The sequence below is a fragment of the Serratia sp. BFP-2025 genome, from assembly GCF_050880365.1.
Classification (GTDB): Bacteria; Pseudomonadota; Gammaproteobacteria; order Enterobacterales; family Enterobacteriaceae; genus Serratia; species Serratia surfactantfaciens.
Genome location: NZ_JBPAFV010000001.1, coordinates 332,640 through 346,735, shown reverse-complemented (window position 1 = coordinate 346,735; position 14,096 = coordinate 332,640). Strand labels below are relative to the sequence as shown.

Annotated in this window: 14 protein-coding genes; 5 read left to right on the top strand and 9 right to left on the bottom strand. The window is 59.7% G+C overall.

Features of this window, described 5'->3' with window-relative positions; genetic code table 11:
- The first annotated feature begins 108 nt into the window (after positions 1-108).
- The 5 genes from cysZ (at position 109) to crr (ending at position 5,011) form a co-directional block, all read left to right on the top strand.
- Positions 109-867 carry a sulfate transporter CysZ gene (gene cysZ / locus ACRAWE_RS01655; protein ID WP_019453845.1) on the top strand — a complete coding sequence of 253 codons (759 nt, stop codon included), beginning with the start codon at positions 109-111 and terminating at the stop codon, positions 865-867.
- 185 nt (positions 868-1,052) lie between these two features.
- Complete coding sequence (cysK, locus tag ACRAWE_RS01650; protein ID WP_016926786.1) at positions 1,053-2,021, top strand: cysteine synthase A; 969 nt, start codon at positions 1,053-1,055, stop codon at positions 2,019-2,021.
- Between the two features lie 399 nt (positions 2,022-2,420).
- Positions 2,421-2,678, top strand: a complete 258-nt coding sequence (ptsH, locus tag ACRAWE_RS01645) for a phosphocarrier protein Hpr (RefSeq protein ID WP_004936458.1) — start codon at positions 2,421-2,423, stop codon at positions 2,676-2,678.
- Positions 2,679-2,724: 46 nt separating this feature from the next.
- On the top strand, positions 2,725-4,452 hold the full coding sequence (gene ptsI, locus ACRAWE_RS01640) for a phosphoenolpyruvate-protein phosphotransferase PtsI (protein WP_025160148.1): 1,728 nt from the start codon (positions 2,725-2,727) through the stop codon (positions 4,450-4,452).
- Between the two features lie 49 nt (positions 4,453-4,501).
- Complete coding sequence (gene crr, locus ACRAWE_RS01635) at positions 4,502-5,011, top strand: PTS glucose transporter subunit IIA (RefSeq protein ID WP_004936467.1); 510 nt, start codon at positions 4,502-4,504, stop codon at positions 5,009-5,011.
- A 76-nt stretch (positions 5,012-5,087) separates the two neighbouring features.
- On the opposite strand, the gene ACRAWE_RS01630 is transcribed toward crr, so the two are convergent.
- From ACRAWE_RS01630 to ACRAWE_RS01590, 9 genes are all read right to left on the bottom strand, one after another.
- Positions 5,088-6,410 (bottom strand): ATP-binding protein, encoded by a 1,323-nt coding sequence (locus ACRAWE_RS01630; protein WP_025160147.1) that lies wholly within the window; start codon positions 6,408-6,410, stop codon positions 5,088-5,090.
- Between the two features lie 6 nt (positions 6,411-6,416).
- Complete coding sequence (locus ACRAWE_RS01625) at positions 6,417-7,097, bottom strand: response regulator transcription factor (protein ID WP_025303784.1); 681 nt, start codon at positions 7,095-7,097, stop codon at positions 6,417-6,419.
- A 255-nt stretch (positions 7,098-7,352) separates the two neighbouring features.
- The gene (gene cysM, locus ACRAWE_RS01620; RefSeq protein WP_063919973.1) at positions 7,353-8,234 is read right to left on the bottom strand and encodes a cysteine synthase CysM; all 882 of its coding nucleotides are present in this window, start codon (positions 8,232-8,234) and stop codon (positions 7,353-7,355) included.
- 84 nt (positions 8,235-8,318) lie between these two features.
- Entirely contained in the window at positions 8,319-9,407 is a 1,089-nt protein-coding gene (cysA, locus tag ACRAWE_RS01615; RefSeq protein WP_019453850.1) for a sulfate/thiosulfate ABC transporter ATP-binding protein CysA, read from the bottom strand.
- Positions 9,397-10,272, bottom strand: coding sequence for a sulfate/thiosulfate ABC transporter permease CysW (gene cysW / locus ACRAWE_RS01610; protein WP_019453851.1), 876 nt, complete (start codon positions 10,270-10,272; stop codon positions 9,397-9,399). The genes cysA and cysW overlap by 11 nt, the downstream gene beginning before the upstream one ends.
- Positions 10,272-11,111, bottom strand: coding sequence for a sulfate/thiosulfate ABC transporter permease CysT (gene cysT, locus ACRAWE_RS01605; RefSeq protein WP_019453852.1), 840 nt, complete (start codon positions 11,109-11,111; stop codon positions 10,272-10,274). The genes cysW and cysT overlap by 1 nt, the downstream gene beginning before the upstream one ends.
- The gene (locus ACRAWE_RS01600; RefSeq protein ID WP_019453853.1) at positions 11,112-12,134 is read right to left on the bottom strand and encodes a sulfate ABC transporter substrate-binding protein; all 1,023 of its coding nucleotides are present in this window, start codon (positions 12,132-12,134) and stop codon (positions 11,112-11,114) included.
- Positions 12,135-12,335: 201 nt separating this feature from the next.
- Positions 12,336-13,235, bottom strand: coding sequence for a Dyp-type peroxidase (locus tag ACRAWE_RS01595; RefSeq protein ID WP_432524544.1), 900 nt, complete (start codon positions 13,233-13,235; stop codon positions 12,336-12,338).
- A 177-nt stretch (positions 13,236-13,412) separates the two neighbouring features.
- A complete protein-coding gene (locus ACRAWE_RS01590) occupies positions 13,413-14,000 on the bottom strand; it encodes an RpoE-regulated lipoprotein (protein ID WP_019453855.1) in 588 nt (195 codons plus the stop codon).
- Between the last annotated feature and the right edge of the window lie 96 nt (positions 14,001-14,096).

Here is a 14,096-nt window from a genome sequence, read left to right as displayed (position 1 = left end):
ATTATACTGCCTTTTTCTGCTGGTTTTTCAGCCAACCCTACCCTAGCCAGTGGAAAATCATCCCTATATGATAATGATGCCTGTTCAGACAACGAGATAACTTAAGATATGTCCTATACGCAGCCCCCTTCCCGCCCGACCAGCGGCATTCACTATTTTGCCGAAGGCTGGCGCCTGATTTCACGCCCGGGGATTAAACGCTATGTGGTCCTGCCGTTGCTGGTCAACGTGCTGCTGATGGGCTCCGCTTTCTGGTGGCTGTTCAGCCGGCTCGGCGACTGGATCCCGGCGATGATGAGCCACGTGCCCGACTGGCTGCAATGGTTGAGCTACCTGCTGTGGCCGCTGGCGGTCGTTTCGGTGCTGCTGGTGTTCAGCTATCTGTTCAGCACCATCACCAATCTTATTGCTGCACCGTTCTGCGGCCTGCTGGCGGAACAGCTCGAAGGCAGCCTGACCGGCAAACCGCTGCCGGACACCGGCCTGCTCGGCATCGCCAAAGATCTGCCGCGCATCATGGCGCGTGAATGGCGCAAGCTGATGTATTACCTGCCGCGCGCGCTGCTGCTGCTGGCGCTGTATTTCGTGCCCGGCATCGGTCAGACGGTGGCGCCGGTGCTGTGGTTCCTGTTCAGCGCCTGGATGCTGGCGATCCAGTATTGCGACTACCCGTTCGACAACCACAAGGTGAGCTTTGCCGACATGCGCCGCGCCTTGCGCCAGCACAAAACCGACAACCTGCAGTTCGGCGCGCTGGTCAGCCTGTTCACCATGATCCCGATCCTCAATCTGGTGATCCTGCCGGTCGCCGTCTGCGGCGCCACCGCGATGTGGGTCGATCGCTACCGCTCGCAATTCGTCCGATAATCGCCGTTTTTTACCGCCGATAGCGCGGGAATTTTCGACAGGGCGCGCATTTCGCGCCCTTATCATTGTGCTTAAAACTTATTTCCTAATAACATATAGATATACCAATTCTTTACTTCCCTGCCGGTACTGTTAGCGTATGCTTTCGATGTTCCCCACATTTTCATAGAGTTAAAGGACGGGCTATGAGCAAGATATATGAAGACAACTCATTAACAATCGGCCATACGCCGCTGGTTCGTCTGAACCGTATCGGCAACGGACGCATTCTGGCCAAGGTTGAATCGCGCAACCCCAGCTTTAGCGTCAAATGCCGCATCGGTGCCAATATGATTTGGGATGCGGAACAACGCGGCGTGTTGACCGCCGGCAAGGAACTGGTAGAGCCCACCAGCGGCAACACCGGCATCGCGCTGGCCTTCGTCGCCGCCGCGCGCGGTTACAAGCTGACGCTGACCATGCCGGAAACCATGAGCATCGAGCGCCGCAAGCTGCTCAAGGCGCTGGGCGCCAACCTGGTGCTGACTGAAGGGGCGAAAGGCATGAAGGGCGCCATCGCCAAAGCGGAAGAGATCGTCGCCACCGATCCGAACCGTTACCTGATCCTGCAACAGTTCAGCAACCCGGCCAACCCGGCGATCCATGAGAAAACCACCGGCCCGGAAATCTGGGAAGACACCGATGGGGAAGTCGACGTGTTCATCTCCGGCGTCGGCACCGGCGGCACGCTAACCGGTGTCAGCCGCTACATCAAGAACACCAAAGGCAAGGCCATCACCACCGTGGCGGTCGAGCCGACCGACTCGCCGGTCATCAGCCAGGCGCTGGCCGGTGAAGAGCTGAAACCGGGCCCGCACAAGATTCAGGGTATCGGCGCCGGTTTCATTCCGGGCAACCTCGATCTGGACCTGGTGGATCGCGTCGAGAAAATCTCCAACGACGAAGCCATCAGCATGGCGCGTCGCCTGATGGACGAAGAAGGCATCCTGGCGGGCATCTCCTCCGGCGCGGCGGTCGCGGCGGCGGTAAAACTGGCCGAAGAACCGGCGTTCGCCGACAAGACCATCGTGGTGATACTGCCGTCTTCCGGCGAACGTTATTTGAGCACCGCGCTGTTTGCCGATCTGTTCACCGAGCAGGAATTGCAACAGTAATTCCAGCACTGCACAAATCGCTAAAAAAGCACCCTGCGGGGTGCTTTTTTGTGGACTGGATCAAACTTTATAGCAGTCCAAGATTGCTTTTGCCCGTCTCCTTTAGTATTTAACGGTGCATTATTTCGATGCGCAAAATTAATCACCCCCCGAGCCCGGTCAAGGCTGAATCGATTTACTCATCTGTCGCCGACGCGTCGAATCGGGCATAATGGGGAGCGGATTGGAACGACGTCTAAAGCCGAGTTTTTTGATCTGAAGTGCCTAACGCGTCGTTTTCTGTTGCATCAACGTTCGCCCCTGTCCATAGTCAGGCGCTATAACCAGGCAAGCTAAAGTCAGGCCCCTGGGCTAAACTTTAGCACCACAACATTAATCCAATAAGTTGGGGAAACATCAATGTTCCAGCAAGAAGTTACTATTACCGCTCCGAATGGTCTGCATACTCGCCCTGCCGCTCAGTTCGTTAAAGAAGCCAAAGGCTTCACGTCTGACATCACCGTGACCTCCAACGGCAAAAGCGCCAGCGCTAAAAGTCTGTTCAAACTGCAAACTCTGGGGCTGACTCAAGGGACCGTAGTGACCATCTCCGCTGAAGGTGAAGACGAGCAGAAAGCCGTTGAGCACTTGGTAAAACTGATGGCAGAGCTTGAGTAATCGGCCCGTCTTTTTAGTTAACACCAGTCAAGAGTAAGGTAGGGTTATGATTTCAGGCATTTTAGTATCACCGGGCATCGCTTTTGGTAAGGCTCTCTTGCTGAAAGAAGACGACATTGTCATCAACCGGAAAAAAATCTCTGCTGATCAAGTAGAGCAGGAAGTCTCGCGTTTTCTGGCCGGCCGCGCGAAAGCGTCCGAACAGCTGGAAGCGATCAAGACCAAAGCTGGCGAAACCTTCGGCGAAGAGAAGGAAGCTATCTTCGAAGGCCACATCATGTTGCTGGAAGACGAAGAGCTTGAGCAGGAAATCATAGCCCTAATCAAAGATGAGCTGGCCTCCGCAGACGCCGCCGCCTACACCGTGATCGAAGGTCAGGCGAAAGCGTTGGAAGAGCTGGACGACGAATACCTGAAAGAACGCGCCGCCGACGTGCGCGACATCGGCAAGCGCCTGCTGCAGAACATCCTGGGCATGCCGATCGTCGATCTGGGCTCCATTCAGGACGAAGTGATCCTGGTGGCCACCGATCTGACCCCGTCCGAGACCGCGCAGCTGAACCTGGACAAAGTGCTGGGCTTCATCACCGACCTCGGCGGCCGCACCTCCCACACCTCCATCATGGCGCGCTCCCTGGAGCTGCCGGCGATCGTCGGTACCAGCGACGTGACCAAGCAGGTGAAAAACGACGACTACCTGATTCTGGACGCGGTTAACAACAAAATTTACGTTAACCCGACCGCTGACGTTATCGATCAGCTGAAAGCCGCCCAGAACCAATACATCACCGAGAAAAACGATCTGGCCAAGCTGAAGGACCTGCCGGCGATTACGCTGGACGGCCATCAGGTTGAAGTCTGCGCCAACATCGGCACCGTGCGCGACGTCGCGGGTGCAGAGCGCAACGGCGCGGAAGGTGTCGGCCTGTATCGTACCGAATTCCTGTTCATGGACCGCGACTCGCTGCCGACCGAAGACGAGCAGTTCCAGGCTTACAAGGCCGTGGCGGAAGCCATGGGCTCGCAAGCGGTGATCGTCCGCACCATGGACATCGGCGGCGACAAAGACCTGCCGTACATGAACCTGCCGAAGGAAGAGAACCCGTTCCTCGGCTGGCGCGCCATCCGCATCGCGATGGACCGCCGTGAAATCCTGCATGCCCAGCTGCGCGCCATCCTGCGCGCCTCGGCGTTCGGCAAACTGCGCATCATGTTCCCGATGATCATCTCCGTGGAAGAAGTGCGCGATCTGAAAGGCGAAATCGAGACGCTGAAGGCGCAGCTGCGCGAAGAAGGCAAGGCGTTTGACGAGAGCATCGAAGTGGGCGTGATGGTGGAAACACCGGCTGCGGCGGTCATCGCTCACCACCTGGCGAAAGAAGTCGACTTCTTTAGTATTGGGACAAACGATCTAACCCAGTATACTCTGGCGGTAGATCGCGGCAACGAGCTGATTTCTCATCTCTATAACCCGATGTCCCCATCAGTACTTGGCCTGATTAAACAGGTTATTGATGCATCTCACGCGGAAGGCAAGTGGACCGGCATGTGCGGTGAACTGGCTGGCGATGAGCGTGCTACACTGTTGTTATTGGGCATGGGGCTGGATGAGTTCAGCATGAGTGCGATTTCAATCCCGCGCATCAAGAAAATTATTCGCAACACGAATTTCGAAGATGTGAAGGCGTTGGCAGCGCAAGCCTTGGCACAGCCAACGGCACAAGACCTGATGAATTGCGTCAATAAATTCATCGAAGAAAAAACGCTCTGCTAAACTTCCACGACACTGGAACGCCGCCCAATTTAATGCTTAGGAGAAGATCATGGGTTTGTTCGATAAACTGAAATCTCTGGTTTCTGATGACAAGAAAGACACGGGCACTATCGAGATCGTCGCTCCCCTTTCTGGCGAAATCGTCAATATCGAAGATGTGCCGGACGTAGTGTTCGCTGAAAAAATCGTTGGCGACGGTATCGCTATCAAACCGGCCGGCAACAAAATGGTTGCTCCGGTTGACGGCACCATCGGCAAGATTTTCGAAACCAACCATGCATTCTCTATCGAATCCGACAGCGGCATTGAGCTGTTCGTCCACTTCGGCATCGATACCGTAGAACTGAAAGGCGAAGGCTTCAAACGCATCGCCGAAGAAGGTCAGCGCGTCAAGAAAGGCGACGTCGTTATCGAGTTCAACCTGCCTCTGCTGGAAGAGAAAGCCAAGTCGACCCTGACGCCGGTCGTTATCTCCAACATGGACGAGATCAAAGAGCTGATCAAACTGTCCGGCAGCGTAACCGTTGGCGAAACCCCGATCATCCGCATCAAGAAGTAATCGCGGATGATCAATAAAAAACGGCGCCCTCGGCGCCGTTTTTTTTATCCCTTCGGGGTATCCCCATCTCGCTGCGTCATGACGACCAGCGCGGCACGCGCAGAGTGATGATCAGCCCCTCTTTGTCGCCGTTGCGCGCCTCAACCTGGCCGCCGTGCGCCAGCACCACCTTGCGGGTAATCGCCAGCCCAAGGCCGTAGCCCTTGCCCGACAGCGCCGATTTCACGCGCACGAAAGGATCGAAGATGCTCGACAGCTTCGATTCCTCGACGCCCGGCCCCTGATCGCTGACGGCGATCTGAAACTGATTGTCGACGCGCGACAGCGCCACCGTCACCCGCTGACCGTGGCTGGAAAAGCGCAACGCATTACGCACGACGTTATCCACCGCACGCCGCATCAGCTCCGCATTGCCCTTGACGGTGTACTCCACATCCGATTCGGCCTGCAGCACGATATCCACGCCGGGCACCTGAGCCTCGTAGCGCGCATCGCTCACCACCGCGTCCACCAGACCATACAGATCGAAATACTCTTCGTCCGGCAAGCTGCTGTGTTCGGTACGCGACAGCGCCAGCAGTTCGCCGATCATTTTGTCCAACCGCCCCGACTCATGTTCGATGCGCTTCAGCGAGGTTTCGACGTTGCCGGCATTCTGCCGCGCCAGGCCGATGGCCAACTGCAGGCGCGCCAACGGTGAACGCAGTTCGTGCGAAACATCGTGCAGCAACTGCTCACGGGCGCTGACCAGCAGCTCCAGCCGCTCGGCCATGGTATCGAAATCGCGCGCCACGTCAGACAGTTCGTCATGACGCCGCCGCATATTCGGGTACAGCCGCACCGACAGATCGCCCTGCGCCACCCGATCCAGGCCGCCGCGCAGCTGACGCATCGGGCGGGTCAGGTTCCAGGCCAGCACGGCGCTGAACAGCAAACCGCCCAGCCCGCCGACCCACAGCATCGGCGCTGGAATGTTGAAGAAGTGGGAACGCCGCTCCGGCCGATACTCTTCCCGCAGCCCGCGCACGTTATAACTCAGCCAGTACCCCTGCCCTTCTCCAGTTTGCACCCAGGCGGAAATCTCTTTCGGCATCCGCCGCCCTTCAAACACCGGTTCTTCCGGCTCAGGCGGCGGTTGGGTCATCGGCGTAACGGACAGCAGACGCCGATCGTCCTCCGGCCAGTCGCGCATCAGGGCTTCCAGCGCCGGCATGCCGCCGCTGCGCAACTGGGTGGTGGCGGAGGTCAGCAGCAAGCCGATCGCCCGCCGTGCCATGGAATTCTCCGGCGGCACATAGCGGTCGCCATAAAGAGAAAATGCCACCCACAAGGCCTGCGTCATAATGAGGAAGGTCAGCCAAAAGCCGAGCAAAATTTTCCAGAACAGTCTTCCGCGCATGTCTGGTTACCGTATGCGATAGCCGATGCTGCGCACCGTCTCGATGCTCAGCTTACTGCCGGCCAGCGCGCTCAGCTTCTGGCGAATATTGCTGATATGCACGTCTACGCTGCGATCATAGGCCTCGCGCGGGCGCCCCAGTCCTTTCTCGGACAGTTCGTCCTTCGACACCACGCGATCCGGCGCGCGCAGCAACAGCTCCAGCAGATTGAATTCCGAAGCCGTCAGATCAAACGCCTTACCCCGCCATTCGCTGCTGCGGGTAGAAGGGTTCAGCGTCAGCTCGCCGAAGCTGATGGCGGCCTCGTCGTCCGCCTCTTGCGGCCGCTCTTCGAAACGGCGCAGCACCGCGCGCAGACGCGCCACCAATTCGCGCGGATAGCATGGCTTGGGCATGTAATCGTCGGCCCCCATCTCCAGGCCAATCACCCGATCGATGTTGTCGCCTTTGGCTGTCAGCATGATGATCGGCAGCCGGCTCTTTTTACGCACGTCGCGCAGCACGTCGATGCCGCTCATGTCCGGCAGCATGATGTCGAGGATCATCGCGGTATAATCGCCCGACAGCGCGCCTTCGACCCCCGCCTTGCCGGTCAGCACCAGCGTGGCGTCGAAGCCTTCGCCCGTCAGGTATTCGCTCAGCATGGTGCCAAGCTCCAGGTCATCGTCGACCAGTAAAATTTTCATGCCTTGCTCCTTCACCGATTTTCGTTATTTTCCCGCCAATTCCGCCGGCCCGCAGCCGGTTTTACTCAATCCTTACACATCGCTCTTTGCGTCTCGCCACCGTTATTGTGGCCGCTGTTGCGCGATTTCTCTACTTCAGTCAGGGGATTGGCGCGCGAGCAGGCGATAGCCGCCGCTTCGGCGGGCCGGACAGGCAGTCTGTAACAGGGAGGTGAGAAGGCGTTTCCCGGCGGGACGCGCCGCCGGGAGGGGGACTCAGTCGAATACGCCGGTGGAGAGGTAGCGATCGCCGCGATCGCAGACGATCGCCACCACGACGCTGCCGGGGTGAGCCGCCGCGACGCGCAGGGCGCCGACTACCGCGCCACCGGAGCTGACGCCGCAGAAGATACCTTCACGCTGCGCCAACTGACGCATGGTCTGCTCGGCATCGCCCTGTTCGATATCCAGCACCTGATCCACCAGCTCCGGGCGGAAAATGCCCGGCAGGTAAGCGGGTGCCCAACGGCGAATACCGGGGATGCTGCTGCCTTCCGCCGGCTGCAGGCCGATGATCTGCACCTGCGGGTTCTGGCTCTTCAGGTAACCGCCCACCCCGGTAATGGTGCCGGTGGTGCCCATGCTGGAAACGAAGTGCGTGATGCGCCCTTCGGTCTGGCGCCAGATCTCCGGACCGGTGGTGGTGAAGTGGGCATAGGGGTTGTCCAAGTTATTGAACTGATCCAGCACCTTGCCCTGCCCCTGGCGCTGCATCTCCAGCGCCAGATCGCGCGCGCCTTCCATTCCCTGTTCACGGCTGACCAGGATCAGCTCGGCGCCGTAGGCACGCATCGCCGCCTGCCGCTCCAGGCTCATGTTCTCCGGCATCAGCAGCTTCAGCGTATAGCCTTTCAATGCAGCGATCATCGCCAGCGCAATGCCGGTGTTGCCGCTGGTGGCCTCGATCAGCACGTCGCCGGGCTTGATCTCACCGCGCAGCTCCGCCTGCTGGATCATCGCCAACGCAGCGCGATCCTTCACCGATCCCGCCGGGTTATTGCCTTCCAGTTTGACCCATACTTCGCTGCCCGCCTGGGCGGCCAGCCGTTGCAGTTTTACCAGCGGGGTATTCCCGATGCATTGTTCGAGCGTTGTCACGATCTTTGCCTGTGTGTTGTTGATGTACGTAAAGTAAAAAGGCAACCCTGGGGTTGCCTTGAATAAAAGGGCAGCTAAAACCTATCAGGCGCTTTTGGCTAACGCAACAGGTTGCAGCAGTTGATCGCCGGCATACAGCCGCGCATTGAGGCTGCCGACGTAATAGCGGCCGCCGCGCACCGGCGTGGCGTTGCCTTCCGACAGTACCACGCTGATCGGTTCCTGGTGCCAGCCGATCGGTTGCACCGTCAGCTGCCAGAAGTGGCCGCGCGGGCTGACTTCCAGCACCTGTACCGGCAGCGGGCAGCGCTCGCTGCTCTCAGTCGCCACTTCCATTTCCCACGGGCGCAGGAACAGATCGACGCTGCCCTGATGCATCGGCTGGAACGACAGCGGCCACTGGTGCGCGCCGACGAACAGCTGGGAACCGCGAATTTCGCCGTTCAGGCGGTTCACTTCCCCCATGAATTCCAGCACGAAGCGGCTGGCCGGTTCGCGCATGATTTCGATCGGCGAACCGACCTGTTCGATATTGCCCTGGCTCATCACCACGATGCGGTCGGCCACTTCCATCGCCTCTTCCTGATCGTGGGTGACGAACACGCTGGTGAACTTCAGCTCTTCATGCAACTGACGCAGCCAGCGGCGCAGCTCTTTGCGCACCTGCGCATCCAGCGCGCCGAACGGTTCGTCCAGCAGCAGAATTTGCGGTTCCACCGCCAAGGCGCGCGCCAGCGCCACGCGCTGTTTCTGGCCGCCGGACAGCTGCGACGGATAGCGGCTGGCCAGGTGGCCCAGCTGTACCATTTCCAGCAGCTGAGTGACTTTCTGTTTGATCGCCGCGGCGTTCGGACGCTCGCGACGCGGCAGTACGGTCAGGCCAAAGGCGATATTGTCGAACACCGTCATGTGGCGGAACAGCGCATAGTGCTGAAACACGAAGCCCACACGCCTGTCGCGCGCGTGCATGTGGCTGACATCGGTGCCGTGGAAGCCCAGTTTGCCGCCGCTCTGGCTTTCCAGCCCGGCGATGATGCGCAGCAGCGTGGTCTTGCCGGAACCGGACGGCCCGAGCAGCGCCACCATCTCGCCGGAAGCAATATCGAGCGAGATATCGTTCAATACCTTGGTGCGACCGAAGTACTTGTTGATGCCGTTAATCTCAATGCTCATGATTTTCCTCCCGCTCGAGACGCGCGTTCTGGCGTTCCAGACGCCACTGCAGCGCACTCTTCAAAAATAGGGTAACGATCGCCATCAGGGTCAACAGCGCGGCGGCGGTAAAGGAGCCGACGGTGTTGTAATCCTGCTGCAACAGCTCGACCTGCAGCGGCAAACTGTAGGTTTCGCCGCGAATCGAACCGGACACCACCGACACCGCGCCGAACTCGCCGATGGCGCGCGCGTTGGTCAGCACCACACCGTATAGCAACGCCCAGCGAATGTTGGGCAGCGTCACGCGGCGGAACATCTGCCAGCCGGACGCCCCCAGAAGAATGGCAGCCTCGTCTTCCTGGCTGCCCTGGCTGAGCATCATCGGCACCAGCTCGCGCACCACGAAGGGACAGGTGACGAAAATGGTCACCAGCACCATGCCCGGCCAGGAGAACATGATCTGGATGTTATGCGCGTCCAGCCAGCCGCCCAGCAGGCCGTTGCTGCCGTAAAACAGCAGGTAAATCAGCCCCGCCACCACCGGTGAAACGGCGAACGGAATGTCGATCAGCGTCAGCAGCAGCTGGCGACCGGGGAAGGTGAAACGCGTCACCAGCCACGCCAGCAAGGTGCCGAACACCAGGTTGAACGGCACGGTGATCAGCGCGATCAAGACCGTCAGCCAGATGGCGTGCAGCATGTCCGGATCGAGCAAGTTGCTCCACATCGCGCCGAACCCTTTGGAGAAGGCCTCGGCGAAAATCGACATCATCGGCACCACCAGCAGCAGCACCGAAAACAGCGCGCCGATGGCGATCAGCGTCCACTTGCCCCAGTTGACGCGCGGGCGCTCGGCGCCGTTGAAGGCGGAAACATCAGCCATCAGTGCCCTCCTCCCAAACGTCTGCCGAAGCGGCTTTGCAATACGTTAATGCTGAACAGCAGCAGCAGCGACGCCGCCAGGATCACCGAAGCGATAGCGCTGGCCGCCGGGTAATCGAACTCCTGCAAACGTACAAAAATCATCAGCGAGGTCACTTCCGTCTTCCAGGCGATGTTGCCGGCGATGAAAATCACCGCGCCGAACTCGCCCAGGCTGCGGGTAAAGGAAATGGCGGTGCCGGCCAGCAGTGCCGGCGCCACCTCGGGCAACACCACGCGGCGAAAGCTCTGCCAGCGCGTGGCGCCCAGCGTCTCGGCCGCCTCTTCGTATTCCGGCCCCAGCTCTTCCAAAACCGGCTGCACGGTGCGCACCACAAACGGCAGGCTGGTGAACGCCATCGCCACCGCGATCCCAAGCCAGGTGAAGGTGACCTTAATGTCAAAGTGCGCCAGCCACTGACCGTACCAGCCAGTGGTGGAAAACAGACCGGCCAGCGTCAGGCCGGCCACCGCCGTCGGCAGCGCGAACGGCAGATCGATCAGGCCGTCCAGCAGCGAACGGCCGGGAAAACGGTAGCGCGTCAGGATCCAGGCCATCAGCATGCCGAACACCGCGTTGAACAGGCTGGCGACGCCGGCGGCCAGCAGCGTCACTTTGTACGCCGCCACCACCTGCGGGTTGGAAATCACTTCCCAATATTGCGCCAGGCTCATCTGCGCCAGCTGCATCACCAGCGCGGTGAGCGGCAGCAGCAGGATCAGACAGGTATAAAACAGGCTGCTGCCGAGGCTGAGGCCAAATCCGGGCAGCACCCGCTTACTGGACGACAACGCCAACATTTACTTGCGCCCTGCCGCTAACAGCTGATCCAACTCGCCGCCGGTGGCGAAGTGAGTTTTCATCACCTGCGGCCAACCGCCGAACTGGTCTTCCACCCGGAACAGTTTGGTGTCCGGGAATTGCCCTTTCGCCGCCGCCATCGCTTTCTGGTCATAGACGCGGTAGTAGAAGCTGGTGATCACCTGCTGCGCCGCCGGGCTGTAGAGGTAGTTCAGATAGGCTTTGGCCGCCTGCTCGGTGCCGTTGCGCTCGACGTTTTTGTCGACCCAGGCCACAGGAAACTCCGCCAGAATATCGACCGGCGGCACGATCACTTCGTACTTGTCTTCACCGTATTGCTTACGGATGTTGTTCACTTCGGACTCGAAGCTGATCAGCACGTCGCCCAAGCCACGTTCGACGAAGGTGGTGGTCGCGCCGCGGCCACCGGTATCGAACACCAGCACGTTTTTCAGGAAACGAGTCATAAAGGCGCGGGTCTTGGCCGGATCGTTGCCGTCAGCCTGGCTGGCGGCGCCCCAGGCGGCCAGATAGGTGTAGCGGCCATTGCCGGAGGTTTTCGGATTCGGGAACACCAGCTTCACGTCGTCGCGCACCAAATCGTTCCAGGTGTGGATGCCCTTCGGGTTGTCCTTGCGCACTAAAAACGCCATAGTGGAATAGAACGGCGAGCTGTTGTTGGGCAGGCGCGCCTGCCAGTCCGCCGGGATCAGCTGCCCACGATCGTGCAGGATCTGCACGTCGGTCACCTGGTTGTACGTCACCACGTCGGCGCGCAAGCCCTGCAGGATAGCCAGCGCCTGCTTGGAGGAACCGGCGTGCGACTGTTTGATGGTCAGCTTGTCGTTCGGGTGCTGTTGATTCCACTGCTGTTCAAAGCCGGGGTTCAGCGCGACGAACAATTCACGGGAAACGTCATAAGAACTGTTCAGCAATTCCGCCGCCGACGCTGCGCCGCTCGCCAACAGCGCAGCCGCCAGCCAACCTTTCAGCACGAGATTTTTAACCCGGTTTTGTTTCATTCTGCACCTTATCACTGAGTCAGTCCTTCAGGCTTTCGCCTTATTGACGACCAGTGTATTTATAACTCGGTGCGGAGCTGTAACGCTTTTATATACCGTTTAGTGATTTACAAGCATCAAACGCTATAAGGCAGGAAAAGAGCGGCGTTTTCGGGTCGGGAATGCGGGCCGAAGCCGGGCGCGCCGGCTTCGGCAACGGCGTCAAAGTGACAGCAGGCGCGTCAGCGATGGCGCAAAGTAGTAGCTGCCGGTCACCGCTCGGCTGAAACGCAGCATCGCGTCGCGTTTGCCGTCCAGATCGCCGAACATGCTCAGCAGCTGCTGCTCGATATTGTGCAGGCGCGCGCAATAGGCGATGAAGAACAGGCCGTGCTTGCCGCTGGCGGTGCCGTAAGGCAGGCTCTGGCGCAGAATCTTCAGGCCCTTGCCGTCCTCTTTCAGATCGACACGGCTGACGTGCGAAGTATCCGGGCGCTGGTCCGCCGGCAGCTCTTCGCTGTCGTGCTTGGTGCGGCCGATGATCTGCTCCTGCTGTTCGGTGGTAAAACGCTGCCACTGGCGCAGGTTGTGCTCGTAACGTTGCACCAGCACGTAGCTGCCGCCCGCATCCTCTTCACCCTCGGCGATCGTCGCCACTGCCGGGCGCTGGTCGCCCTGCGGGTTTTCGGTGCCGTCGATGAAGCCGCTCAGATCGCGCTCTTCCACCCAGCGGAAGCCATGGGTTTCTTCTTCGATCTTGATGACGTTGCCGAACGCCGCCAACGCGCCCTGCGCCAGCGTAAAGTTGACGTCGTGGCGCAGCGACTGAATGTGGATCAGCATATCGCGCTGGGTGGCCGGCGCCAGTCCTTTGCCGAGCGGCGTAAACGGCTTCAGTTCTTTCGCGCCCTGGCCGCTGGAGAGATCGTGCCAGACGTCATAGCCGAAAGCGATAACCGCGCCGAGGCGCGCATCGGGAAACTGCTGTTGCAGCTCGCTCAACGTCTGACAAAACTGTTTGCAGCCCTGGCGCAAATCGGCGAATTCGCCCTGTACGCTGGCTTCCATAAAAATGGCGAAACGGCAGTGCTCCAGCAGAATGCCGCTCTGAACCTGTGTCATGTTGTTATCCTCAATACCAGAATCCGGCAACAGGTATGGCGGTTGACGCGCGGGTTCCCTGTTACAAACGCGCGCTATGATACCGCAAGCACGGGCGATTGCCTTGCAGCAGCGCAAAGAAAATAGGGGTAATGGCTTGAAAAGGCAGGCGCCGCGCACCGGCGCCCGTTGACAGCGTTACTGCTGCGGTTTGGCGTGCCAAACGATCTTGCTGACCGTCCAGCTTTTCAGGGTGTCGTCCGGCGGGATGATATCCTGCGCCCCGGCCCACTTGCCGCTGAAGATGTAGGTGACGTACTTGCTCTGCTCCGCCACGCACTCCACCTTGCCGGCGTCTTCGCCGCTGCCCGGTTTACAGGAACCGAACGCCTTGCTGTACATGTCGCCGAACGGCGTGCCGAGCTTGTTGCCCCACTCCGTCGCCACTTTAGGATCCATCACGTCCACCCGCTGCAGGCGCCCTTTCGGTTCGCCGGTGATCACCAGCTTCACTTCGTCGCCGGACAGCGCCTGATAGTAAGAGACGATCTGGCCGTTGTTGGTCGCCATGCCGCCGCGCAGGCGGTAGTTGCCGTCCAGCCCGTCGTTGATGGCGCTTTCCGACATCGGCGTGCCGGCGTTGAGCTTGCCGACGCCCTTGGCGCCGACCTCCAGGCTGCTGCCGAACCAGTTGAACGGCGACAGGCTGGACCAGGAGAAATTGGACATGCTCGAACAGCCGGTCAGTAACAGCGGAAGCCCTAACAGCAGGGGGCGAATATTCATCTCTAGCTCCTTAAACATCAATGGCACGGGGCGGTAACCCGCCCCTGCCGCACTCGGCGTTTTGCTGCGTGCCAGCCTCTCACAACGGCCCGCACT

What these genes read in the sequence shown, in the direction of transcription:
- cysZ (WP_019453845.1), top strand. Translation starts at nt 109, where the DNA reads ATGTCCTATACGCAGCCCCCTTCCCGCCCGACCAGCGGCATTCACTAT.
- cysK (WP_016926786.1), top strand. Translation starts at nt 1,053, where the DNA reads ATGAGCAAGATATATGAAGACAACTCATTAACAATCGGCCATACGCCG.
- ptsH (WP_004936458.1), top strand. Translation starts at nt 2,421, where the DNA reads ATGTTCCAGCAAGAAGTTACTATTACCGCTCCGAATGGTCTGCATACT.
- ptsI (WP_025160148.1), top strand. Translation starts at nt 2,725, where the DNA reads ATGATTTCAGGCATTTTAGTATCACCGGGCATCGCTTTTGGTAAGGCT.
- crr (WP_004936467.1), top strand. Translation starts at nt 4,502, where the DNA reads ATGGGTTTGTTCGATAAACTGAAATCTCTGGTTTCTGATGACAAGAAA.
- ACRAWE_RS01630 (WP_025160147.1), bottom strand. Translation starts at nt 6,410, where the DNA reads ATGCGCGGAAGACTGTTCTGGAAAATTTTGCTCGGCTTTTGGCTGACC.
- ACRAWE_RS01625 (WP_025303784.1), bottom strand. Translation starts at nt 7,097, where the DNA reads ATGAAAATTTTACTGGTCGACGATGACCTGGAGCTTGGCACCATGCTG.
- cysA (WP_019453850.1), bottom strand. Translation starts at nt 9,407, where the DNA reads ATGAGCATTGAGATTAACGGCATCAACAAGTACTTCGGTCGCACCAAG.
- cysW (WP_019453851.1), bottom strand. Translation starts at nt 10,272, where the DNA reads ATGGCTGATGTTTCCGCCTTCAACGGCGCCGAGCGCCCGCGCGTCAAC.
- cysT (WP_019453852.1), bottom strand. Translation starts at nt 11,111, where the DNA reads ATGTTGGCGTTGTCGTCCAGTAAGCGGGTGCTGCCCGGATTTGGCCTC.
- ACRAWE_RS01600 (WP_019453853.1), bottom strand. Translation starts at nt 12,134, where the DNA reads ATGAAACAAAACCGGGTTAAAAATCTCGTGCTGAAAGGTTGGCTGGCG.
- ACRAWE_RS01595 (WP_432524544.1), bottom strand. Translation starts at nt 13,235, where the DNA reads ATGACACAGGTTCAGAGCGGCATTCTGCTGGAGCACTGCCGTTTCGCC.
- ACRAWE_RS01590 (WP_019453855.1), bottom strand. Translation starts at nt 14,000, where the DNA reads ATGAATATTCGCCCCCTGCTGTTAGGGCTTCCGCTGTTACTGACCGGC.